The sequence below is a fragment of the Caballeronia novacaledonica genome (genome assembly GCF_900258035.1).
Classification (GTDB): Bacteria; Pseudomonadota; Gammaproteobacteria; order Burkholderiales; family Burkholderiaceae; genus Caballeronia; species Caballeronia novacaledonica.
On record NZ_OGTP01000002.1, the window covers coordinates 475,869 to 497,390 of the forward strand.

20 protein-coding genes are annotated in these 21,522 nt (G+C 63.5%); 6 read left to right on the forward strand and 14 right to left on the reverse strand.

From position 1 onward, the window contains the following. Window positions 1–123 precede the first annotated feature (123 nt). Window positions 124–1,086, reverse strand: a complete 963-nt coding sequence (locus NOV72_RS05975) for a PDR/VanB family oxidoreductase (RefSeq protein ID WP_106853658.1) — start codon at window positions 1,084–1,086, stop codon at window positions 124–126. A 42-nt stretch (window positions 1,087–1,128) separates the two neighbouring features. After that, window positions 1,129–1,926 carry an IclR family transcriptional regulator gene (locus NOV72_RS05980; protein ID WP_106853659.1) on the reverse strand — a complete coding sequence of 266 codons (798 nt, stop codon included), beginning with the start codon at window positions 1,924–1,926 and terminating at the stop codon, window positions 1,129–1,131. Window positions 1,927–2,077: 151 nt separating this feature from the next. Here NOV72_RS05980 and NOV72_RS05985 point away from each other — a divergent pair, with 151 nt between their 5' ends. From NOV72_RS05985 to NOV72_RS06000, 4 genes are read left to right on the forward strand one after another with little or no spacing between them, the layout of a single operon-like run. Next, entirely contained in the window at window positions 2,078–3,406 is a 1,329-nt protein-coding gene (locus tag NOV72_RS05985; RefSeq protein WP_245932917.1) for a Rieske 2Fe-2S domain-containing protein, read from the forward strand. 21 nt (window positions 3,407–3,427) lie between these two features. Then, window positions 3,428–4,450, forward strand: coding sequence for an aldo/keto reductase (locus tag NOV72_RS05990; RefSeq protein WP_106853661.1), 1,023 nt, complete (start codon window positions 3,428–3,430; stop codon window positions 4,448–4,450). A gap of 55 nt (window positions 4,451–4,505) precedes the next feature. Further along, window positions 4,506–5,585: an ABC transporter substrate-binding protein gene (locus NOV72_RS05995; protein WP_106853662.1), complete on the forward strand. Its 1,080-nt coding sequence runs from the start codon at window positions 4,506–4,508 to the stop codon at window positions 5,583–5,585. 51 nt (window positions 5,586–5,636) lie between these two features. Continuing rightward, window positions 5,637–6,002, forward strand: coding sequence for a VOC family protein (locus tag NOV72_RS06000; RefSeq protein WP_106853663.1), 366 nt, complete (start codon window positions 5,637–5,639; stop codon window positions 6,000–6,002). Window positions 6,003–6,042: 40 nt separating this feature from the next. Here the strand turns inward: NOV72_RS06000 and NOV72_RS06005 are convergent, their stop codons facing one another. From NOV72_RS06005 to NOV72_RS06035, 7 genes are read right to left on the reverse strand one after another with little or no spacing between them, the layout of a single operon-like run. Then, window positions 6,043–7,116 carry an alcohol dehydrogenase catalytic domain-containing protein gene (locus NOV72_RS06005; protein WP_106853664.1) on the reverse strand — a complete coding sequence of 358 codons (1,074 nt, stop codon included), beginning with the start codon at window positions 7,114–7,116 and terminating at the stop codon, window positions 6,043–6,045. A 33-nt stretch (window positions 7,117–7,149) separates the two neighbouring features. Continuing rightward, a complete protein-coding gene (locus NOV72_RS06010; protein ID WP_106853665.1) occupies window positions 7,150–8,187 on the reverse strand; it encodes an NAD(P)-dependent alcohol dehydrogenase in 1,038 nt (345 codons plus the stop codon). 31 nt (window positions 8,188–8,218) lie between these two features. Then, a complete protein-coding gene (locus NOV72_RS06015; protein WP_106853666.1) occupies window positions 8,219–8,965 on the reverse strand; it encodes an SDR family oxidoreductase in 747 nt (248 codons plus the stop codon). Window positions 8,966–8,975: 10 nt separating this feature from the next. Next, window positions 8,976–9,956 (reverse strand): sugar-binding transcriptional regulator, encoded by a 981-nt coding sequence (locus tag NOV72_RS06020; protein ID WP_106853667.1) that lies wholly within the window; start codon window positions 9,954–9,956, stop codon window positions 8,976–8,978. Between the two features lie 35 nt (window positions 9,957–9,991). Further along, complete coding sequence (locus NOV72_RS06025) at window positions 9,992–10,843, reverse strand: ABC transporter permease subunit (RefSeq protein WP_106853721.1); 852 nt, start codon at window positions 10,841–10,843, stop codon at window positions 9,992–9,994. Window positions 10,844–10,854: 11 nt separating this feature from the next. After that, window positions 10,855–11,784 carry a carbohydrate ABC transporter permease gene (locus NOV72_RS06030; RefSeq protein WP_245932919.1) on the reverse strand — a complete coding sequence of 310 codons (930 nt, stop codon included), beginning with the start codon at window positions 11,782–11,784 and terminating at the stop codon, window positions 10,855–10,857. 28 nt (window positions 11,785–11,812) lie between these two features. Then, window positions 11,813–13,183, reverse strand: coding sequence for an ABC transporter substrate-binding protein (locus tag NOV72_RS06035; RefSeq protein ID WP_106853669.1), 1,371 nt, complete (start codon window positions 13,181–13,183; stop codon window positions 11,813–11,815). 178 nt (window positions 13,184–13,361) lie between these two features. On the opposite strand from NOV72_RS06035, the gene NOV72_RS06040 reads away from it, so the two are divergent. Beyond that, window positions 13,362–14,483 carry an ABC transporter ATP-binding protein gene (locus tag NOV72_RS06040; RefSeq protein ID WP_106853670.1) on the forward strand — a complete coding sequence of 374 codons (1,122 nt, stop codon included), beginning with the start codon at window positions 13,362–13,364 and terminating at the stop codon, window positions 14,481–14,483. A gap of 329 nt (window positions 14,484–14,812) precedes the next feature. Next, window positions 14,813–15,697: an EAL domain-containing protein gene (locus NOV72_RS06045; protein ID WP_106853671.1), complete on the forward strand. Its 885-nt coding sequence runs from the start codon at window positions 14,813–14,815 to the stop codon at window positions 15,695–15,697. Between the two features lie 120 nt (window positions 15,698–15,817). Here NOV72_RS06045 and NOV72_RS06050 read toward each other — a convergent pair whose 3' ends face one another. Genes NOV72_RS06050 through NOV72_RS06070 form a run of 5 tightly spaced genes read right to left on the reverse strand, consistent with a single transcriptional unit; the run spans window position 15,818 to window position 20,928 of the window. Then, window positions 15,818–17,206, reverse strand: a complete 1,389-nt coding sequence (locus NOV72_RS06050) for a sigma 54-interacting transcriptional regulator (RefSeq protein WP_106853672.1) — start codon at window positions 17,204–17,206, stop codon at window positions 15,818–15,820. Window positions 17,207–17,211: 5 nt separating this feature from the next. Beyond that, window positions 17,212–18,936, reverse strand: coding sequence for a TadG family pilus assembly protein (locus NOV72_RS06055; RefSeq protein WP_106853673.1), 1,725 nt, complete (start codon window positions 18,934–18,936; stop codon window positions 17,212–17,214). Between the two features lie 6 nt (window positions 18,937–18,942). Then, window positions 18,943–19,215, reverse strand: coding sequence for a DUF3613 domain-containing protein (locus NOV72_RS06060; protein WP_245932921.1), 273 nt, complete (start codon window positions 19,213–19,215; stop codon window positions 18,943–18,945). A gap of 38 nt (window positions 19,216–19,253) precedes the next feature. Continuing rightward, window positions 19,254–19,973, reverse strand: coding sequence for a tetratricopeptide repeat protein (locus tag NOV72_RS06065; RefSeq protein ID WP_181290860.1), 720 nt, complete (start codon window positions 19,971–19,973; stop codon window positions 19,254–19,256). 10 nt (window positions 19,974–19,983) lie between these two features. Next, the gene (locus NOV72_RS06070) at window positions 19,984–20,928 is read right to left on the reverse strand and encodes a type II secretion system F family protein (protein ID WP_106853722.1); all 945 of its coding nucleotides are present in this window, start codon (window positions 20,926–20,928) and stop codon (window positions 19,984–19,986) included. Window positions 20,929–21,522: the final 594 nt, after the last annotated feature.

Consider the following 21,522-nt stretch of genomic DNA (forward strand, 5'->3'; position numbering starts at 1 on the left):
ACGATAAGAGCTGCTTTCTTTTGGTCACTTTCTTTGCAGCATCAAAGAAAGTGACCGCCGCCCCGCACAGGGGCAACGCGAATAAACCAATAACAAACCGGGAACCAGCGACAAACAAAAAAATCAGAAATCAATAACCAACCGCTCACTCTTCGATCCCGAACAGCAAATCAACATAACATCCCCCGCAACTTGCTCGCGTTCGCTGAGAACGCTATCCCGATGATCCGGCGTCCCCTCGATCACATCCACCTGACAGGCCCCGCAAATGCCTTCTTCGCACGAATAAGGCGCCGACACACCCGCCTCGCGCAATACCTGCAAGATAGTCTTCCCCTGAGGCACTTCAAACTGCTGCCCCGTGCGATGCAACTGCACAACGAACCCACCTTCGCAAGCAGCGGCAGCCCGCGGCGCGAAATACTCGATATGCACGCGCTCCGAATCAACCGATGCCGTCGCAGCCTCATAGCCCGCCAGCATCGGCTGCGGCCCGCAGCAATAGAAATGCGCATCCGCAGGCGCATTGCCAACGATCGCCGCGATATCGAGCACGCGCCTCTCTTCGGAATCGAAATGCAAGTGCGCTTGCGGCAAAGCAGTCAACGTATCGAGAAACGCGGCCTCGCGCCGTTCCCTGCACGCGTAATGCAGCTCGAACGATCGATTCAATCGCATGAGACGTTGCGCCATGCACCAGATCGGCGTGATGCCGATACCGCCCGCGATCAGTACCGTATGCGAAGCCGTCTCGCACAACGGAAAGTTATTGCGCGGCCCGCCGATATCGAGCATCTGCCCGACGCGCAACTGCTCGTGCATGAAGCGCGACCCGCCACGGCTCATGCGATCGCGCTTGATGCCGATGAGATACGCGCGCTCGTCGCCATCGGCAGTCACGAGCGAATACTGGCGCATGAGCCCGCTCGGCATGTGCACGTCGATATGCGCGCCCGGTTCCACACGCGGCAACGCCGCGTTGTCGGGACGGCGGATTTCGTAGACGTTGATATCGTCGGCGGCATAGCGGATCGCCGTGACGCGCATGTTCACCGGCGCATCGGATGCATTCAACTGCGAAGACATGAAACCACTCCTCCATACGTGCGGCGTCGTCGCGCCGCGAGATCAATCGTGTCTGATTTGATGCGCCGCGCTCGTGAGCACGCTCTTCATCGGCAGACGCGGTTTGAGCGCGACAGCCGTATCGAGCAGCATCTTGCGAAAGACCTTCACCTGATCAGTCGTGAAACGCGTCAGCAAGCCCGACACCGTCAGCGCGCCGAGCAACTCGCCGCGCTCGTTCAAAAGCGGCACGGCAACCGCCGCAAGATCGGGATCGCGGTCGCCCTTCGATACCACCCAGCCGCGCGAACGCACCGGCATGCTCGCTTCCTCACCGCGCGATTGAGGATCGAATGCCCACAACACGCGCCCCGCCGCGCCGCCCTTGAGCGGGTGCCGCGAACCTTCGTCGAGATGATGCCGCGCCGAACGCGGCGAGTTCACGCGATAGAGACAGATGCGTTCGTCGCCGTCGCGCACGTAGAACGACGCCGTTTCGCGCGTGAACGTCGATAGCTTCTGCAGCGCGGGACGCACGAGGTCTTCAAGACTGACGTCGGCCTGGCTCAGCGCGCCGAGACGACGCAACTCCGGGCCCAGCGTGAAATGGCCGCTTGCGTCGCGATCGAGAAAACGCATATGAACAAGCGATGCGCACAAACGCAGAATCGTGCTTTTGTAGAAGCCCGAACGTTGCGCGAGCACCGCGAGCGAAAGCGCTTCACCGGGCAAACGAAAGCATTGCAGGAGCGCGAGCGAACGCTCGACCGCTTCGACACGCGGACGCTTGTCATCGATATCGTTTGCTTCGTCGAGTGACGTATCCGTGTCGGCGGCTTGCAGGGGGTGATCGAGGTTCATCGCTTCGTCTCCGCTACGTTTGGTTCATGACGGAATTTATAGCCGTCGCAGTTGGTTCTGTCCAACAGAATTTGTGCCGCTTGTCAGAACGCAATGCGAACCCTAATCTGCATTCACCTGAACACGGAGACGGAACATGCTGAGTGCGGCGATGAACGAAAGACTCACGCGCGTCGGCCCGGGCACGCCGGGCGGCGAACTGATGCGGCGCTACTGGATTCCCATTGCGCCCTATTCGCAAATCGATGATGAAGACCCCGTGCACAAGGTGCGCGTGCTCGGCGAAGACCTCGTGCTTTACAAGGACAAGAGCGGCACGCTCGGTCTGATCGGCGATCGCTGTCTGCATCGCAATGTCGATCTGAAGTTCGGCATCCCGGACAATTGCGGCCTGCGCTGCCCCTATCACGGCTGGCTCTTCAACGAAGACGGCAAGTGTGTCGAGCGTCCGATGGAAGCCACGCCGCGCGGCGAGATCAAGCAGAAGCTCAAGGCGTACCCGGTGCAGGAAATGGGCGGGCTCGTATTCGCTTATCTGGGGCCGTTGCCCGCGCCTGCGTTGCCGCGCTGGGACCTCTTCGTGTGGCCGAATGCGATTCGTCAGATCGCGATCATGAAGATCGACTGCAACTGGCTGCAATGTCACGAAAACACCGGCGATCCGACGCACAGCGCATGGGCGCACGGCCATATGTTCCAGTACGTGCTGGAAAAACAGGGACGCTATGACGAAGCGGCGGCGCGCGCCGAGCACACGTTGCATACGCGGCTGAAGACGGGCATCGGCATCAAGGAACTGTATGCGAACCCGAGCACGCACGGCATTTCGAAGGGCGTGCGCTACGCGAAGAATCTTGGCGCGGAAGAGGACTACACGCGCGAACATTCGACGGTGATCTTCCCGTTCTTCACGCAGACAGGCAAGACCGGCGCGCCGCGCAGCGAGTATCAGATTCGCGTGCCGATCGACGACGCGCACACGTACCACATCTGCTACCAGGTCTATGCAGCGCCGCCGGGCGTCGAAGCGCCGAAGCAAGACAGCGTGCCGTGGTACGAACCGCCTCGTCACGACGAGAACGGCAAGCCGATTCTCGATTACGTGCTCGCGCAAGACGCGCTCGTGTGGGACGCTCAAGGCGCGATCACCGATCGCTCGAAGGAATTGCTCGGCCGCACGGATATTCCCATCGTGCTGTTGCGCAAGCAGCTCGACGAGCAGATTCGTCGCGTCGAGGAAGGACTCGAGCCGATCAACTTCTGGCGCGAGCAATCGCCGGACATCATCTACGGCTCGGGCGAAGCGCCGGATTACAGCAAGCCGCTTCTCAAACATAACTTCCGCAAGCTCTATCATCGCGGCTTCTTCAACGACGATGCGGATCGCTATGGTCCGATCATCGAGGACGTGAAGGATCTGCATCGACGCATCGAGGAAGCGGAGATTGCGGCGCGCGAAGCCAGCGCGAGCGCGACCTGATCACGTGCGGAGAGCTTCGCGATGAAATACAGAAGCGTCGGGCGCACGGATCTGAAGGTGTCCGAGATCGGCTTCGGCTGCGGCGGCAATGCGGGACTCATGGTGCGCGGCAGCTTCGACGAGCAGTTGCGCATCGTCGCGGCTGCGCTCGAAGCGGGCATCAATTACTTCGACGTCGCGCCGGACTACATCGGCGCAGAAGCGAACCTGGGCCGCGTATTGCGCACGCTTCACGCGCGGCCCTTGCTCAATTCGAAGGTCGAGATACGCGCGGAGAATCTCGACGATATCGCCGCGCATGTCGTGCGTTCCGTCGAATCGAGCCTGAAAGAACTGGGCGTCGATCGACTCGATGTCGTGCAGATTCACAATGCGCCCGTGTGCGGATCGCACGCGCCTGCCGGACGCGACTATCACACACTGGGCGTGCGGCATTTTCTTGGGCCGCGCGGCGCGCTCGAAGGCCTCAGACGTCTCGTCGATGCGGGCAAGGTGGGCCATCTCGGCTTCGTCTGTCGCGGCAACGATGCGCCTTACGTGCGCGAACTGCTCGCCACCGGCATGTTCAGCCTGCTCAACGTGCCGTACACGCTGCTCAATCCGAGCGCGGGCATGGTGCTGCCCGCGAACCTGGCCGTCGATAAAGACGGCGGCGCCGTGCTCGACGACGCACGAGAATGCGGCGCGGGCACCGCGATCTACAGCGTGCTCGCGCGCGGCTTTCTGTCTGACCAAAGCGTCTCGGGCGAGGCGCATCATCCGCTTGCACGCGATATCTCCGGCAACGCCGCCGATGCCCACAAGATGCGCGAGCGAGCCGCACGCGTGAGCTTTCTCGCCCGCGAATCGGGCATTTCGCTCGCGCAAGCCGCGTTCCGATTCGTGCTCGCGCATCCCGGCGTAACCACTGCACTCGGCGGCTTCTCGTCGATGGCGCAACTGAAAGAGCTATGCGCGGTGTCCGGCATGGGCCCGTTCGACGATGAACTCAACGCGCGGCTCGAACGCGTATGGCGAAGCAATTTCGCAGAAACGGAGTCATGATGGCGAATGTAGTTGCGCATGCAATTATTCTGCAGCGAAGGAGGGTCGCGTCCCCATGACAATGACCAGAAGAGACGTGATGCGTCTTGCCGGCGCGACGTTCGCGCTTGGCGCCGCCGGCCTGCCATTCGCGGCTCGCGCGAAGGAATCGCAGCCGCAGCCGAACCTCGCGCTCGCGTCGTATGAAGGACCCGATCGCGCTGCGAGAATCCTCGCGGCGGCGGAGCAAGAAGGCGAGCTGAACTTCTATACGTCGATCGCGCAGCCGGATGTCGCGCCGCTCATCGAACCGTTCGAGGCGCGCTACGGCATCAAGGTCAACGTCTGGCGCGCGGGCGACGAACAAGTGGTGCAGCGTATCGTCGCGGAATCGCAGGGGCATCGCTATATCGTCGATGCGGTGCACACCGGTTCGTCGTATCTCGATGCGCTGCGCCGCGAGAAGCTGCTCACGGCCGTGTCGTCGCCGGTGCTTGCGGAGCTTGCGCCGAATGTCGTGCCCGAGCATCGGCAATGGGCGTCGACGATGCTTTCCGTGTGGGTTCAAGCCTACAACACGCGCCTCATCAAGCCCGCGGATTTGCCGAAGACCTACGACGATCTGCTTGCAACGCACTGGAAGGGCAAGCTCGGCATCGAAGCGAAGAGTTCCGACTGGTTCGCGACCGTCGCCACGCAAATGGGCCGCTCCAAGGGCATCGAATTCTTTCGCACGCTCGTCGATACGAACGGCGTGGCCGCGCGCACGGGCAACTCGCTGCTGAACAATCTCGTGGTAGCGGGCGAAGTGCCGCTCGCGCTCGAGCTTTATAACTACATGCCCGCGCAGGCGAAGCGCCGCGGTGCGCCGATCGACTGGTTCGTGCTGCAACCCGCCGCCGCGCGCGCGAACGGCGTCGCGCTGTTGACGCATGCGCCGCATCCGGCGGCCGCGCTGCTGCTCTACGACTACCTGTTATCCGTCGATGCGCAGCGCATTCTCGTGTCGCGCGATTACGTGCCGACGAACCGCAACGTCGCCTCGCCGATGCAAGGCGTGAACGTGGCGCTCGTCGATCCGGCGATGACGATGCACGAGCGTGGCCAATGGAACAGGACGTTCAATCAGATCTTCCTGCATGCATCGGAATCGTGAGGTCATCGGGCGACGGTACACTATGCCTTCCCCTCTCACTGATCCTTCCTCATGAGCCAACTCCTCGCGCTGCGCCCTTTCGTTCCCGCCAAAGACTTCGAGTTGTCCAAGCGCTTCTACGAAGCAATGGGCTTTCGCATCACGCTTCAGGACGACGACATCGCGATGCTGAAAGCCGAAGGCTTCAGCTTCATTCTGCAGAACTATTACGTGAAGGAGTTCGCGGAAAATTGCATGTTGCAAATGCTCGTCCGCGATGTCGATGCGTGGTGGCGCGACATGAACCCCGAAGGATTGAGCGAGCGCTTCGCGGTCAATCCTGCGCGCGCGCCCGCGATGCAAAGCTGGGGAATGAAAGTCGGCTTCGTGTTCGATCCTTCCGGCGTGCTGTGGCATGTGGCCGAAGCGCATTTCTGACGCGTCACGACGCCCTACTCCACGATAGTTGCGAACGCAATCACTTCGGCTTGAGCAGCACCTTGATCGAGTCGAGCGAGTTCGCGATCTTGATGGCTTCGTCCCACTCGTCCAGCGTGAAGCCATGCGTGACGATGCCCTTCGACGTGACGAGGCCGCGCGCGAGCAGATCGATTGCGATCGGATAGCAATACGGCCCGAGATGCGCGCCGCGCACGTCGAGTTCCTTGCGGTCGCCGATGATCGACCAGTCGACGGTCGCATCGGCGCCGAACACCGAGAACTCGACGAAGCGGCCGAGCTTGCGAATCAGTTCCAGTCCTTGCGACACGCCAGCCGGCACGCCGGTCGTTTCGATATACACGTCACAGCCGTAGCGATCGGTGATCGAGCGCACCGTTTCGAGCGCATCGTCGGTTTTCGGGTTGATCGTGATATCCGCGCCGTATTCGCGCGCCAACGCAAGACGCTCTTCGACGAGATCGATCACGACGAGCTTCTTCGGCGTCTTCAGATGCGCGACCTGCGTCATCATCAGGCCGAGCGGTCCCGCGCCCGCGATCACGACGACATCGCTCAACTGGATATCGCCGCGATTCACCGTATGAATCGCGCATGCAAGCGGCTCGATGATCGCGGCGTCTTCGAGCGAAATGCCATCGGGAATCTTGTGGACGATCGCCGTCGGCGGAAAGCGCATGAATTCGGCCATGCCGCCATCGGCGACTTCGCGTTGAAAGCCGAAGATGTTATGCACTTCGCACATCCAGTACTCGCCCGACTTGCAATAGCGGCATTTCGCGCAGGGCACGATCTGCTCGGCGATCACGCGGTCGCCTTTCTTCACGCCGAAGTGCTCCGCCGCGCCTTCGCCCAACTCCTCGACATAACCGAAGAACTCGTGTCCGGGGATAACCGGCGCCTTGACCCACGGATTCGGGCCGCCCCAGAACATCTTCGCGCCCGACCAGCATTTGCAATCGCTCGCGCAGATGCCGCATGCGGCGATGCGGATCACGAGCTCGTTGCTCGCGGCGCTCGGACGCTGTACGCGTTCTACGCGATAGTCTTTCGGTGCGCGGCATACGATCGCGGTCATCTCTGCATCGGCCATGACGTGTCTCCCGTCGTTATATGAATGGCGAACTCATTCTTCCAGTACGATCTGCACCTTCACGTCGGTCGGCACGCCGCTCGCCGCTTCCTCGAACGCCTTGATGCCTTCCGCGAACGGGAACGTGCGCGAGATGAACGGCTTCACATCGAGCTTGCCCGATGCGATCAACTGAATCGCGCGCGGGAAGATATTTGCATAGCGAAATACCGATTCAATGCGCGCTTCCTTGATCTGCACTGCAACCACATCGAGCGCGATTGCGCGCTGCGGCATGCCGACGAGCACGAGACAACCGCCGGGGCACAACAGATCGACGATGCCCTCGAACGCCTTTTCGTTGCCGCTCGCTTCGAACACGATGTCCGCGCCCCAGCCATCCGTCAACTCGTTGACAACATCGAGGACGCGCCTGTCGCGAATGTTCACGGCGGTCACGCCTTGCACGCCGCCGATCAGATCGAGCTTTTCCTGCACGAGATCGCAGACGATCGCGCGGCTGCATCCGCCCGCCAGCGCGGCGAGCGCGCACATCATGCCGATCGTGCCCGCGCCGAGCACGACGGCCACGTCGCCCGGCTTGATCGCGGCTTTCTTCGCGGCCTGCAAGCCGATCGATAGCGGCTCGACGATCGCCCCTTCCGCGAAGCTCACGTTATCCGGGAGCTTGTAGGTGAACGCGGCCGGATGCACGACATAAGGCGCGAGGCAGCCATGCACCGGCGGCGTCGCCCAGAAGCGCACTTTCGGATCGAGGTTGTAAAGACCTTCACGCGATGCGCGCGATTCCATGTCCGGCACGCCCGGCTCCATGCATACGCGATCACCCGCCTTCAAGTGCTTCACGTCCTCGCCCACTTCGACGACCGTGCCCGATGCCTCGTGCCCGAGCACCATCGGCTCGTTCACGACGAATGGCCCGATGCGGCCATGTTGATAGTAGTGAATGTCGCTGCCGCAAATGCCGACCGTATGAATCTTGATGCGCACGTCGCGCGGGCCCACGACCTGCGGCAGGCTGAACGGACGCAAGCTGATGCGTTTTGCTTCCTCGAGAACCAGTGCTTCCATCGTCGTTCCTTTGATAGAGATTGATGCGGGATCAGCAGGACTGGAATCCGCCATCGACCAACAGACTCACGCCGCTCACCATGCTCGAATCGTCGGAGAGCAGATACGCGATCGTTCGCGCCACTTCCACCGGCTGCACGAAGCGGTTCATCGGAATGCGCGCGAGCATCGGTGCGGACTTGGCGGGATCGCTCCAGGCGCGCTCGCCCATCGGCGTCATCGTGACGGTCGGCAGCACGGCGTTCACGCGAATGCCATGCGGACCGAGTTCGTTGGCCATCACGCGCGTCATCGCATCGAGTCCGCCTTTCGATGCGCAATATGCGGCGTGCAGCGCAAAGCCCACATTCGCCGACAAGCTCGACACGTTCACGATCGACCCGCCGACGCCGCGCGCGATCATGCTCTTCGCGCACTCCTGCGCGACGATCATCGTGGCGCGCAGATTCACGTTCATCGTCATGTCGAAGGCTTCGACGGTCGTGTCGAGAAACGGCTCCAGAATGGCGATACCCGCGTTGTTCACGAGAAGATCGACGGGCTGAGCGGCGCGCGCCGCTTCGCGCGCAGCGTGAGCATCGGCGAGATCGACGGAGATGGTTTCGCATCCCGTCTCTTGCTTCAGCGCATCGAGATCGGCGGCGCTGCGGCTCAATGCGATCACGCGCGCGCCGCGCTCGACCAAAAGATGCACCGTCGCATGACCGATGCCCTTGCCCGCGCCCGTGACGAGCACGGTCTTGCCCGCGAATTCGCGGTTTCTGTCGATGGCTGTCATGGTGTCGTCTTCAAGGCTCGTCGCAGAGACGTCTTGCGGTGTCTTCGTCGGTCACGAGCACCGACGGATAGCGCCCGCGCAACGCCGCGCGCGTCACATGGAATTTCTTCTTGCCGCCGCTCACGAGAATCACGCGCTTCACGCGGCGCAAATCGTCCAGCGTGATCGCGACGGTGCGGCGGTTCAGCGGATGATCGATCAGTTCGCCGTCTTCATCCATGAAATGACCGAGCATGTCGCCGACCGCGCCCGCCTTTTGCAGCGTGCGCAGTTGCTCGGGATTGTCGATGCCATAGGTCACGACGAGCGATTCCGTCAGATCGCCGCACGTGAGCAAGGCGAGGTCGGCGTTGCGCGCGAGTTCGTATGTCTCGCGCACGGTCTCTTCCTGAAGAATCACGTCGCGCGCCTTCTGGCTGCTCACGTAGATCGGCGCGGCGAAGAGATAGCCGTCGGCGCGGCAGATGTTCGCGAAGTCCGACACGATATCGAACGTATTGATGCTCGGGCAATGCGACAGCCCGCCCTGCAACGACACCGCCGACACCGCGCCATACGTGCGCTGCGGCATCGCGCGCAGCACGGCGTGAATCGTCCGGCCCCAGCCGAGACCGATAGTTTGCCCTGCAACTATCTGCTTCGCGAAGTACGACGCCGCACCGATGCCGAGCGCCGCGTTGTTCGCTTCGTTGTTCGCGCCGGTCGGCACGACGACCGCGCATTCGAGCCCGAAGCGTTTCGCGAGCGCTTCTTCCAGCGCCACGCACGGCGCGATCTTGCTGTTGATCGTGATCTGCACGAGGCCGGATTCGCGGCTCGCCGCAAGCAACCGGTTCACGCGCACGCGATTGCTGCCGATGCGCTGCGCAATCTCCTGTTGCGTCAGGTTGCCGACGTAGTAATGCCACGCGACGCGCGCCTGCAGTTCTTCTTCCGAATCGATGGAATCTTCGGCTTCCGCGATGGCGATGGGTGGTGCGCTCTTGCTCATAGTGTCCGGTGGTTCAATGAAAAGGCTGCGGGATTTTATTTCACCGCGCCCATCGTCAGGCCTTGCACCAGTCGGCCCGACACGAGCAGCGCGAACACCACCATCGGCAGTACGATCAGCGTGCCTGTCGCCATGATTTCGCCCCACGGCAACTCGTAGCCGCTCATGTAGCTCGTTGCGGCGACGGGCGACGTGATCGCGTCGCTGCGTGTCAGCACGAGCGCATAGAGCAGATCGTTCCACGAGAAGATGAACGCGAAGATCGCCGAGACGACGATGCCCGGCATCGCGAGCGGCAGATTGATGCGCCAGAACACGCGCCACGGCGACGCGCCATCGAGACGCGCGGCTTCGTCGAGCTCCACCGGAATGTTGCGGAACTGGTCGGTGCAGATCCATACGACGATCGGCAACGAGAACGTCAGATACAGCAAAATCAGCACGATGTGCGTATCGACGAGATCGAGCTTCGTCGCGATCAGGAAGAACGGCACCGCGAGCACGACGGGACTCACCATGCGGTTCGAGATGAACCAGAACCACAAGTCTTCCTTGCCGCGAAATTCGTAGCGCGCGAGCGCATACGCGGCGGGCGTGCCGAGCAAGATTGCGAGGACCGTCGTGCTGCTCGCGATGATGAGCGAGTTCAAGAGGCTGCCCGCCACGTCATGCTCGAAGAGCGCCGCGGAATAGTGATGGAACGTCGGCGAGAACAGCCATTTGGGCGGATACGCGAGCGCATCGGCCTGGCTTTTCAGGCTCGTCGTCACCATCCAGTAAAACGGAAACACCGACGACATGAACACGACGACGAGACCGAGAAAATGCCATACAGTGGCGCGTTTTCTTGCGGCGCGGGCGCGCTTCGCGCGTTGCGTGACTGGCATGTTGATCGAACTCACGCGGCCTCCCGATACACGAAACGGATATATAGACGCGACAGCACGATCGTCAGAATGAGCAGGATGATCGCCTGCGCGGACGCCATGCCCTGATCGAAGAGACGAAAGCCCACGCGCTGGATATAGACGCTGATGAATTCCGTCGCGGCGCCGGGTCCGCCGCGCGTCATCGTGAAGACGGCGTCGAACATCTTGAGCATGTCGGCGGAGCGAAGAATCAAAATGGCCGTGAGACCCGGAAGCAGATACGGACGCTGCAGGTGCCAGAGAATCATGCTCCACTTCGGCGTTTCGAGGCGCGCGGCTTCTTCGGCCTCTTTCGGCACCATCGAAAGTCCGGCGAGCAGGATCAGCGCGCAGAACGGCGTCCATTGCCAGATATCCATGATCATCACGGAAACGAACGCGAGCGTCGGATCCGCGAGCCAGTCCTGCGGCGGAATGCCGATGAGTCCCGTCAGATAGTTCGCGACGCCGAACTGACGGTTGAAGATCAAGCGGCCGATGAGGCCGACGACCGCATAGGTCGTCGCCATCGGAATGACGAGGCTCACGCGTGCGGCCGCGCGCATCCACGGCAATTCCGTGCGATGAAGCAGCAGCGCGGCGAAGAGTCCGAGCGCGATCTCGATCGGCAAGGTCACGCACAGAAACAACGCCGTGCGTCCGAGCGCTTCCCAGAAGCTCGGATCGGTCAGTGTCGCGACGTAGTTATCGACACCGATGAACGGCGTGCCCGAACCCAGATCCGCGAGCTTGTATTGATGAAACGAGTTATAGAGCGCAAGCAGCAGCGGATAGATGCCGATGATCGCGAGCGCCGCGATCGCCGGTATCAGGAACCAGAAGGCGGGCGAACGCGGCACGACGCCGAAATAGCGCGCGGGCTTGCGCGGCCCTCGCGCACGCATTGCAGGTGATGCCATTCGATCGCCTCCGGTTCCTTGAATGAAACTACTTCAGCAAAGGCTTCTTGCCGTCGTAATAGCCCGCTTTCTTCAGGATGTCCTCGGTCTTCTGACCGATGGTCTGCGCGCCTTCCTTCACCGTCACCTGACCGAGCATCATCTTGCTGCCCCATTCGCCGATGACTTCCGACACCGCAGGCCATTCCGGGAAGCGCGGACGATAATCCGGCACGCCGCCCTGCCACGATTCGACCATCGGCTTCACGAACGGATACTTGTCCTGCACGGCCTTGTCCTGATACACCGCCGTGCGCGCCGGCACGCCGCCCGCTTCGAGGTAAGGCTTCGCCATGGCTTCCGACGTGATCCATTGAATGAAGAGCCACGACGCCGCCTGCTTCTTCGCGTTCGACTTCGCGTTCACCGCGAGCGAGAAGCCGCCGAGCGCGGGCTTGAGACCGGCGGGCCCCTTCGGCTCGGTCGTGATCGCAAGACAGTTGCCGAGCTTCGATTTGCTCGGATCGGTCAGCGTCGGATAGAACGCGGACCATTCGGTGATCATCGCGACCTGACCTTGCGCGAGCGCGTTGACCGCTTCGGCATGATCGAAATCGACGATGCCCGGCGGCATGTACTTCATCAGCTTCTGCCGATATTCGAGGCCCGCCTGCGATTGCGGCGACATCAGATTCGACTTGAACTTCGCGTCGAGCAGCGAGCCGCCGTTGGGCCACAGCACGCGCATGAAGCTGTCCGCCGATTGCGTCTCGCCGCGCCGCGACTGCAATGCGAAGGCGAACTTGTCGCCCTTCGTGAGCTTCGGCGCATAGGTGTTGAGCAACTCGTCCCAGGTCTTCGGCGGCTCGTCGAAACCGGCGTCCTTCAACATGCATTTGTTGTAGAACATGAGGCCCGAGTAGTTATCGAACGGCAAGCCGTAGGTGACCTTGTCCCATGTGCCGAACGAATCGAGCAGGATCGGGAAGAAGCCCTTGAGATTCAGATTCGGATCGGCGAGCTTAGGGTCGTCGGTGAACTTCTTGATCGGCACGAGCCACTTGTTGCTCGCGAATTCGCCGATCCACACGACATCGACGAGCACGATGTCCTGATCGCCGCCGCCGACGAAGTTGAGCACTTCCTTCTCGCGCGTGTTCTCGTAGGGAACCACCTCCCAGCGCACCTTGATGCCCGTCTCTTTCTCGAACTGCGGGATCAGTTGCTGCGCGGCCTTGTAGCCGGGTCGATCGAGAAAGATGGCCTTGATGGTGGTGCCCGAGTATGGCTGCGCCGCTTCCTTCAAAGTCCAGGCGTGCGCGTTCGATGCGGCGAACGCCGCGCTCGCCGCCAGCAGCGCGACGGCCGCGACGTGTTTGATCGGCCCGAGCTGCGCGGCCGGAATGAAGCGCTTCTTCATGCCTGTCTCCTTGGTTTTTATCGAGCGGGTGTGACTTGCGGAATCGTCCTGCGCTTACCTCGTTTCACTTGTAATTTCGGTTTTACAATTGTATATTTGGGCGCGAACAGCTTGTCAAGAACAAATTCGACGATGCGTCCGATGCTGCATTGCCGCAGCAGCTAACGGGAGACAACGTATGAGCGCAGTTCATTTGCAGCAGATCCGCAAGGCCTTTGCCGGCGTCGATGTGTTGAAGGGCGTCGACATCGAAGTGACCGATCGCGAGTTCATGGTCTTCGTCGGTCCTTCGGGGTGCGGAAAATCCACCTTGCTGCGCACCATCGCCGGACTCGAACGCAGCGACTCGGGGCAAGTGCTGATCGGCGGCGAGGACGTCACCGATCTCGAACCATCGCAACGCGGCGTCGCGATGGTGTTTCAGTCGTATGCGCTCTATCCGCACATGTCGGTGTACGAGAACATCGCGTTCGGGCTGCGCATGCTCAAGCTGCCCGACGCGCAGATCAAGGAGCGCGTGCATCGCGCGGCGGAGATTTTGCAGATCGGCCAGTTGCTCGAACGGCGTCCGCGCGCGTTGTCGGGCGGGCAGCGTCAGCGCGTGGCCATTGGCCGCTCGATCGTGCGCGAACCGAAGGTCTTTCTCTTCGACGAACCCCTCTCCAATCTCGATGCCGCGTTGCGCGTGCAGATGCGCCTCGAACTCATCAAGCTGCACAAGCAGCTCAACGCGACGATGATCTACGTCACGCACGATCAGACCGAAGCCATGACGATGGCGGATCGCATCGTCGTGCTGAATCATGGGCGCGTCGAACAGATCGGCTCGCCGCTGGAGTTGTATCGCACGCCGCACAATCGCTTCGTGGCGGGCTTCATCGGCTCGCCGAAGATGAACTTCATGAACGTGCGCGTGATGAGCGTCGATGCCGCGGGCGTCACCATCGAACTGCCGGGCGGCGAACCGCTCACGCTGCCCTTCGCGGCCTCGACCGTGAGAGCGGGCGAAACGCTCACGCTCGGCATCCGGCCCGAGCATTTCATCGAAGCATGCGGCGGCGATATCGACAGCGGTCTCACCGGCGAAGTCATGGTGATCGAGCATCTCGGCGGCGAAACGCTGCTGCATGTGCGTCTGCCGAATGAACTCGTGATTCAGGTGAAAGGCTCGGGCGAATCGACGGCCGTCGAAGGACAGCGCCTGAACGCGGGCTTCAGCATTCGTCACGTGCATTTGTTTCGCGAGGACGGCAGCGCGCTCGAACGCATGCGGCCCGTTGCGGAGACCGCAACCGCGTAACGATCGAGGCAGGAGCCGCATGCACGCGTCGCTAGTCGGGATTACAAATGTTCCCGCATCATTAAGCACAAACTGCAAAACCGCATGTCGATGCCGTTCGACGCAACCGTGCCTTATGTGCGGAAGCCCACATAAGCCGTAACGTGTCACGCATTCGTTACGTAACCCTGAATGCGGCGTGATGCCAGTCACGATCGTCTGCAATCTGCCCGCAAACGTTGTCCCGCCTTGAAAGCCGGCATTGGACGCGCCGTAGGGCGCACGGACGCCCGCCTCTGGCACGAGTCGTGCAAGCGCTTGCTCGACCAACTGGGAGGGATGGCTCAAGCATGAACAGAACGACACACGGCTCGCCTGTTGCGAACGCCGCGCCGAACTCGGATCATGCATTCAGGCATCGCATACTCGACGGCCTCAAGGCCGGCGAATTCTGCATCGCCTATCAGGGAATCTACCGAGTCGACAACGGCGAACTCGCGCAAATGGAAGCGCTCATTCGCTGGCGTCATCCGGAGTACGGCGTATTGCTGCCAGGCGCATTCAGCGCGGCGTTCAAGGACGCCGACATCATGCGCGAACTCACGTGGTTCGTGCTGGACACGGTCGCATGCGAAATCGCGGCGTGGCGCGCGCGCGGCGGCGCGCATTATTCGGTCGCGGTGAACGTGCCGCCATCGGTGGCGGCGCTGCCCGGCTTCGCGGATCACATGGACGCGATTTGCCGCGCGCACGGCGTCACGCCCGATAGCATCGAACTCGAATTGCTGGAAAGCGAGGATATCGCGCGCATGCCGTCGATGCCGAAGGTGGTGAGGCATCTGAAGGACAAAGGCGTGAGCGTCGCGATGGACGATTTCGGCACCGGCTATTCGTGTCTCGCCGCGCTCGGCCCGATCGACTTCGGCACCGTGAAGATCGCAAAGGAACTGCTGGCCGAAGCGCCGCACTGCCCGAACGCGTGCGTGGTGTTTTCGTCTGTTGTCGCGCTGCTGACGCGCTTGAAGGTGTCGATCGTCGTCGAAGGCGTCGAGACGGCCGCGCAGGCGCAATGGATCGCGCAGTGGCCGCATGTGCTCGCGCAAGGCTTCTTTCTCGCGCGGCCCGCATTCGGCATCGATAACGTGCCCGGCGCGCGTATCGGCCGCGCAATGACGCGGCGCCGCCCGACGCGCCGCGACGGTCCTCGCACCATTCGGCTCGCCGATGCGGCATGACGTATTGAAGCGTTTCTGGCAGCCCTCGTAAAGCCAGAACTTCGCCGACGCCTCGTGCGTCGGCGTTTTTTTTGTCTACGTCCACGTCAGGCGCATCATGGCGCGATGCCGCGTGCGCAACTACACCGTCCGCGTCTCCGGCTCTTCGTCGAAGATCTGGAACTTGCGCATCTTCTCCCACAGCACCTTGCGGCTGATGCCCAGATGCTGCGCCGTATCCTGCCGTCGCCAGCCGTTCGCGTCGAGCGCCGCGATCACGCGATTGCGCTCGTTCATGTCCCACTTGCTTCGATCGATCAGCAGGTCCGACCCGCTTTCCGCAGGCGCGGTTCTCGCATTGCGCGCGAGCACGAGCAGGCGCTTCACGCGCGATTCGTCCCATGCGCCGAGCTGCCGCACCGTCACGCCGACGCGTTCCGCCAGATTGCGCAGCTCGCGCACGTTGCCGGGGAAATACACATCGGCGACGGCATCGGCGAGCCAGTACGGAAGTTCAGGCAACGTATCGAGTTTCTCCTTGCCGATGACCTCGCTGATGAACGTCTTGAAGAGCGCGATCTTGTCCACCGCGCCGCGTTCTTCGAGCGAAGGAATCTTCAGTTCGATCACCGCGAGCCGGTAATACAGGTCCGCGCGAAACGCGCCTTCCTTCACGAGTTGCGGCAGGCACTTGTTGCTCGCCGCGATGAGCCGGAATTCGAGCCGCACGGGCGTCGCCGAGCCGATGCGCGTGACCGCCTGATCCTCCAGCACGCGCAACAGCTTCACTTGCTGATAGAGCGGCAAGTCGCCGATCTCGTCGAGAAAGAGCGTGCCGCCGTTCGCCTGTTCGAAGTAGCCCTTGTGCGCGAGCACCGCGCCGGTGAACGATCCTTTCGCATGGCCGAAGAAGAGCGATTCGAAGAGGCCATCGGGAATCGCGCCGCAGTTCACCGGCACGAACGGACCTTCGCAATAGCGCGAGTGCTTCTCGTGCAGCAGTTGCGCGATGCGTTCCTTGCCGACGCCCGTCTCGCCGTGCAGCAGCACGCTGGTGTCGCAATCCGCGAAGGTATCGACTTCGCGCAGCAGCGCCTCCATGCATTCGGCATGCGCGATCAACGCATGCGACGCCTGCGTGTCCTCGCCGTGCGCGCGCAGTTGCCGCGCGAGCTTCGCGACCATCGCGCGCAGTTCCGCGCCGGTGAAATCGAGCGGCAGGATGTGCGAGTAGTCCGGCGGAAACATCGACGGATCGCGTTCGCGCGCCGCCGCGCCAACCCAGATGACCGGCATCGAATGACGCGCTTCCCAGTCGCGCAAGACGAACGCGCCGCCGTCGATCACGCTCACGCTGATGATCGCGAGCGCGGGACGGTCGGACTCGCGCGGCGCGCTGATCGACGTGCCGTCCGCGCGCAGCACGTCCACGTCCTGGCCGGACATCGCGCGCACCACGCGCTCGACGATATCGGCCTTGCCTTCCCACACGTGGATGTCGAGGCCATCGATTTTGCTGATCTGTCTCATGTCGTTCAGTAGGCCAGTTGCGACTCGCCGCACGTGAGCGACAGGTCGTGAATCATGCTCGTTCCCACTTGCGCGCCGAGCAGTTGCAGGACAGGCATCAGCGCCTGATCGAGACCCGCGAGCACGCTCGCGAGCGCCGGAACCAGCAGGCCGAGCAAGAGCGGCGCAACGGTATCGAGCAGCAGCGGCGGCAGGATCGGCGACCTGACCGAGAGGCCGCCCGGCGCCGACAGACTCGCGCCGAGGCCGGACAGCGCATTGGCGAGCGACGCGCCCGGCGCGGACGGCACCGGCTGATAATCGTCGCCGTCGCCGCTCACGCCGTTGAAGGAAAGCGTCGTGGCGGCGGACGCGGGCATGGTCGCCGGCAGGCTCGCCGCGAGACTCACGGTCAGCAGGTTCGGCACGTTGACGAGCGTGGCGGGCCGCGTGCAACTGAACGCGCCCATGTTCGCGGGCGTATCGCCGACGCAGACGTTCGCGATGCCCGTCTGCACGCCGATCATCGAGCGCCGCGCCGATGCCGCGCCCTGACATTGCGTCGACACGAGCCACGCGGCGCCGGGCGCGACGTCGATATAGAGCGGCAGATGCACCGTCGGCTGGCTGCCGCCGAGCCCCGCCGGCAAGGGCAGTTGCAGCACGCTGACATCGACGAACGCGCGCACCTGCGCCGTGCGCGCGAGCGTGCGCCAGTGGCCGCTCGCGTCCTTGCCCGCCTCGCCGACGGCGAGCACCGGCGGCTGCACGATCTGCACCTTGAGCGCGGCCGAAATCAGGCCCGGCAGCGCGAGCCCCGCGCCGACGGTCGCGGCGGCCTTGCCCGCCTGCGCGATCTCCGCCGCCACGAACAGCGCTTCGAGCGGGTTGATGGTCGCGTCGAGCGCGCTTTGCGTATTCGCGAGCCCGACCGACAGCAGCCCCGGCGCGCCGTCGATGCTGCCGAGTGGAATCGTCTGATTGCCGGGGATATTCGCGTCGACGATCGCGCCCATCGCGCCGAGCGCGGTCGAGAGATTCGCGTTCACGACGCTCGTCGTCTGCAACGCGGTCAGCATCAGCTTCGCGATCTGCGCGGCGGTGAGCTGCGTCGCGAGCAGTTGATCGACGGTCCCGGCGCCCGCCGCCGCGACGAGATCGCCGACGCGCACGCGCGCATCCGCGAGTCCCTGATACGACACCAGCGAGAGATTCAGATTCGTGCCGAGCAGCGCGTTGAGCAGGCTGTTCACCGTGCCCGCGCCGATGCTCGCGAGCGTCGTGCCGATCGAGAACGCGCCGACGCCCGTCGCCTTGGCGATGGCCGTCGCCGTCACCTGCCGCGCCGGTCCGAGAAAGAAGTAAGGCACCGTGCGCGAGGCCGTCACTTTCACGGCGTTCGCGGGCGCGCCGTTCGTCGAAAAGTAATCGGGCGCGGCGTTGGTCTGCGCGTCCCAGCGGCCGCACGCGACGTTCAGCCCGTTGCCCGCCGCCGACGGATCGAAGCCGTTGCTCGTCGCGCTGCCGTTCGCGCTGGCCTGCGCGCGCGCGCACGCGGCATCGACGACTTGCGCGCCCGCACTCGCCGCAAGATCGACCACGCTTTGCAGACTGCGCCGCGCGAAAAAGAGATTGCCGATATCGATCGCACCGAGCGCGGCGATGGCGACGACGAGCCAGATCGCCGCGAGCGTGCCCGCCGCGCCGCGCTCGCGCCGCCGAACCGATGCGATGTATCGATGCGTCGTCATGGATCGTCAGTTCATGTCGCGATAGTTCACGTCGAGCGAAGGCCGCCCGCCGTCTTCGAACGACGAGCCGTAGCGCGCCGGAATCGGCGTCTCGAACGACCTGAGATAGCGCTCGTAGGCCGCGCCCGCCTGCGCGCCGGGCATCGGCTGCGCGGGCGCCGCGGCCGCGTTGCCGGCCTGGAGCGTGAGCCACGCTTGCGTCGCGTGACCGATCTCGCTTGCGCTCTGCGCGCTCGCCGTCTGCTGCGCCGCGCCGAACGTCACGCACAGAACGAACATGCCGATTCGCGTCATCTGCCTCTCCTTCATCGTCGATATCAGCGCGACGCGACGCTCGCGCGCGCCGCATCGGCGACGCGCTTCGCATCGCCGCGAATCGCCTGCTGCACGTCCGCGGCAAACTTCTGCTGCGTCATCAAGCCTTGCGCGTTCGCCGCCTGTCCGCTCGCGAGCAGAAACAGCGCGACGTTGCTCATGATCTTCGGATTGTCCGGCGCGAGTTCGGCGGCCTTCATGAGCGGCACGCGCGCGCCCGCGACATCGCCCAAACGCAGTCTTGCGTAGCCGAGATCGGACAGCATGAGCGCGTCGGTCGGCGCACGTTTCGATGCGGCCTCGAAGCGTTGCGCCGCGCCCGCGAAATCGCCCGCCTCGCCCGCGAGCAGGCCGAGACCGCGCAGGCCGCGTGCGGCGAGCGGCGTGCCGGCGAGGCGCGCGTAGGCGGCGGCGCTCGCGTCGCGCTGGCCGGTCTGACGCAGCGCGTCGGCGCGCAGGAGAATCGTGTCGGGCGATTCGCCGTATTGCTGCTCGTATGCGTCGATATGCGCGAGCGACGCGAACCACAGCCCTTGCGCCTGCATGCGGTCGATGAGCGCGAGGTACATGCCGGGCGTATCGGGCGCGGCGTCCTTTTGCTGCGCCTGCGCGAGCGCGGCCTGACGCTCGGCCTGAATGCCGACGCCATAACCGTTTTCCTGCTTCGTCGCGCAGGCGGCGAGCGTCGCGCAGATCAGGGGCACGGCGAGTAATCGAATCATGAGCATCCCTTTATCGATGAAGCACCGACAGCGAACGCACCACCGCGATGAAGCCCGGCCCCGCCGTGACGATCAGCAGCGCCGGCAAGAGCGTGACGACCATCACGCCCGTCATCTTCACGGTGAGTTTGCCGATGCGCTCGCGCAGCATCGCGCGGCGCGTTTCACGCAGGCGGTCGCCGAATTGCCTGAGCGGCTCCTGCACCGCGCCGCCATGTTTTTCGACCTGAACGACGAGCCGCACGATCGCGGCGAGATCCTCGTTGTCGTAGCTCGTCGAGAGGCGTTTCATCGACTGCTCGCGCGTGCGGCCGGTGGCGAACTGCGCCTGCGCGAGCGCGAGTTCCGTCGAAAGCACGGGCAGCACGTTCCTGAAGTCCTGAATCATCACTTGCAGGCTCTGATCGAGCGACAGGCCGACGCCTTGCAGCAGGCGCAACAGATCGACGAACATCGGCAATTCGCCGTTCACCGCGCTCTGACGGGCGTTCGCGCGGCGGCGCACGAACCACTTCGGCGCCATGAATCCCGCCGACAGCGCCATGAACAGCAGCAGCACGAAACGCGCGCCGTGCGTCGCGCCGTGCCCGAGCACGAGCAGCGCGAGCGGCGCCGCGACCGCGCCCGCGATGCGCGCCGCGAGAAAATGGCCGCGCGCGCCGGCGTCGAGATAGCCGCAGCGTTCGAGCAGCCGCCGATCTTCCTCCGCGACCGCGACGCGCCCGAACGGCGTATCGAGCCACGCGGCGCTCGCACGGCCGATCGCGGCGACGAGCCCTTTTCGCGGCGCGGCGTCTTGCGCGGGCGGCGCCGTCGCGCGCTCCTTCAACGCGTGATCGAGCGTGCGCGCCGAGCGCTGCATGCGCGCGTATCGGCCCAGCGCGAGCACGCCGCACAGACCGGCCGCGAGCGCGGCGGCGGCGAGCGCGCACGCGCCGAGCAAGGCGGGCGTCATGTTCATGTCCTGAGCCTCGCGAGCCGGTACAAGAGCCACGCGCCGAGCATCTGCAGCGCGATGGCGACGTAGACGAGACGCTTGCCGAACGCGTCGCTCCACATTGCATCGAAATAGGCGGGGTTGGTCACGATCACCATCGCGCCGAGCAGGATCGGCAGGAGACCTAGCACCCACGACGACAGCCGCGTTTCCGTCGAGAGCGCGACGAGCTCGCGGCTCGCCTGCTCCAGATCGCGCATCATCGCGGCCATGCGGTCGAGCATCACGTCGGAGCGGCCGCCGTATTTCACCGATACGCGCAGCACCGAGCCGACCAGCTCCAGCTCGCGCACGCGATACATGCGCGCGACCGCGCCGAGCGCGTGATCGATTTCCGCGCCGGTGCGCAACATCGGCAGCGCGCGCTGGAGACAGTCGGAGAGCGGCGCTTCGGCGCTCGCGAGCGCGGCCTGAAACGCGGCCGGCACACTATGCCCGATGACGATCATGCGCACGATGCCGTCGAGATCGGAAGAGCGTCGTGTAGGGAAAGAGTGTACCGGTTCGTGTAGATCTCGGTGGTCGCCGTATCATTAAAAAAAAAAAAAAAAA